This window comes from Cysteiniphilum litorale (assembly GCF_003428165.1).
In the GTDB taxonomy this organism is placed as follows: Bacteria; Pseudomonadota; Gammaproteobacteria; order Francisellales; family Francisellaceae; genus Caedibacter; species Caedibacter litoralis.
Genome location: NZ_QLIQ01000110.1, coordinates 1 through 2,040, shown reverse-complemented (window position 1 = coordinate 2,040; position 2,040 = coordinate 1). Strand labels below are relative to the sequence as shown.

General features: G+C 44.8%; 1 protein-coding gene. It reads left to right on the top strand.

The window, feature by feature from the left end:
* The first annotated feature begins 662 nt into the window (after positions 1-662).
* Positions 663-1,967: a group II intron reverse transcriptase/maturase gene (gene ltrA, locus DNJ75_RS14695; protein ID WP_117004176.1), complete on the top strand. Its 1,305-nt coding sequence runs from the start codon at positions 663-665 to the stop codon at positions 1,965-1,967.
* Positions 1,968-2,040 lie beyond the last annotated feature (73 nt).

Genomic DNA, 2,040 nt, shown 5'->3' with positions numbered 1-2,040 from the left:
GTGGTGCGACTGGCATGGTCAGTATCTAGCGGGTGGAATTCCCGTCACGACCTTGGGAATAGGAACGTGTAGACGAAGGCAAGGGTGTCGGAAGAAACTCTCTCTTGCTCCCTCAAAGAGGATAAACAGCAATATTGAGCCAATGAAGAATCTGAAGGAAGCCCTAGTCAAAACTGTGATCTAAGCTCGGTGCGAACCTGTGGTAGGCAGGCATGATGGGTAAGGTAGCCACGATTACCGAAGCCATATAATTCCCCGTAACGTCATGTCTGTATAACAGGTAGATTACAGTGATCGAGAGACTGATCTTACCCAGTGACGAGCCGTTGGCATGGGTCGCTGAAACTACGTCAGCTTAAGCCCTACGCTTTGCAGCAATGCAACGCCTATGTGCCAAGGGTTTGCAGATGAAGCCGTAGTAGTCTTAAAACGTTAAGCCTATGATAATCATGGTGACATGATTTAGGGTAAAACTTAACGTCAGCCATAAGGACATGGAGGCGAAGGGCGGAACATGTTAACAATGATCAACGTATCATTACAATCCATGCGTAATTGGTTCGCTGGAAATCCATAGAATATCATCCAGAGCTTAAACGTATTTATGCCGCTTAAACGATGATACGCAAATCATAACCTACGCATGCAAGGAGAAAAGAGAAATGACACAATGCTCATTGCCATTAGGCACGCAAAGCCTCTTTGAACAAGTTTGCTTCCCAAATACGCTTATCGATGCGTTTCTGGAAGTCCGCAAGAACAAAGGTTCTCATGGCTCAGACAACATAACGATACAGCAGTTTGAAAGCAATCTTGAGAAAGAGCTACTCCAACTGATAGATGAACTACAAAGTTGGACGTATAAACCAAAACCCGTCAGACGAGTTGAAATACCTAAACCTGATAACAAAGGGGTGCGCATTCTGGGCGTACCTTGTGTCAGGGATCGAGTCGTACAAACGGCTATAAAAATGGTCTTGGAACCAGAACTTGACCCGAGTTTCTCATTCTATAGCTTTGGCTTTAGACCAGGGAAATCTCAACAACAAGCCGTGGAATCAGCCAGACAGCAAGTTGCTCAAGGTAAAGAGTTCGTCGTCGATATAGACTTATCTAAATTCTTCGACAGAATCAACCATGACCGCCTTATTGCCAAACTATCTCACGTCATTGACGATAAGCGCATACTGCGATTAATCGGCATGACATTAAGATCAGGAGCAATGAAAGGCGATACTTTTATTCCGACTGAAACTGGTACAACTCAAGGTAGTCCTCTTAGCCCATTATTAAGCAACTTCGTCCTAGACGAGCTTGATAAAGAGCTGGAAAATCGAGGCTTATCTTTCGCCCGCTTCGCTGACGACTGTAACATATTTTTACACTCTCGAAAAGCGGCTGAACGCGTTATGAAGTCAATTTCTGCATTTATCGAGAAAAGACTCAAATTAGTCATCAATCACGATAAAAGCCAAGTTGCCAAAGCCAACAAGGTAAAGTTCTTGGGGCTGACCATTATTAATGGCACCATTGCCATATCAAAACAGGCAATGGCTAAAGCCCTAAACAAAGTTAAAGAACTGACACCACGTGGCACCAACAAAACCATAGAGGCAACAATACAGGAATACAATCAATGGTTTATTGGTTGGGTTGGGTACTTCGGCATGACATACTATCCTGCTCAAATTGCCAAAATCGAAGCTCGATTCAGGCGCAGAATGAGGTCACGGATAGTCGGTCAACAAAAGCGCCGACGGCATCTATGCTCAACACTCATCAAACGCGGAGTAAAGCCTAAAACCGCTGCTAAGGCAGCATATTCCAACAACAAAATATGGAAACTCTCTGTACAAAAGGCTGTCGAAAGAGCCTTCCCCAATAAATGGTTTATCCAACGGGGAATGGTTATTAAATCAAAAGACAACCGAGAACACTGGTTTACCTTAGCATACTGGTATCTTTAACATGAGGAGCCGTGTACGGATCCGTACGCACGGTTCTGTGGGCAGTCGGGGCTAACCGCCCCACTGACCCGAT

Excerpts from the sequence above, each read along its gene's own strand:
- ltrA (WP_117004176.1), top strand. The coding sequence starts at position 663 with ATGACACAATGCTCATTGCCATTAGGCACGCAAAGCCTCTTTGAACAA.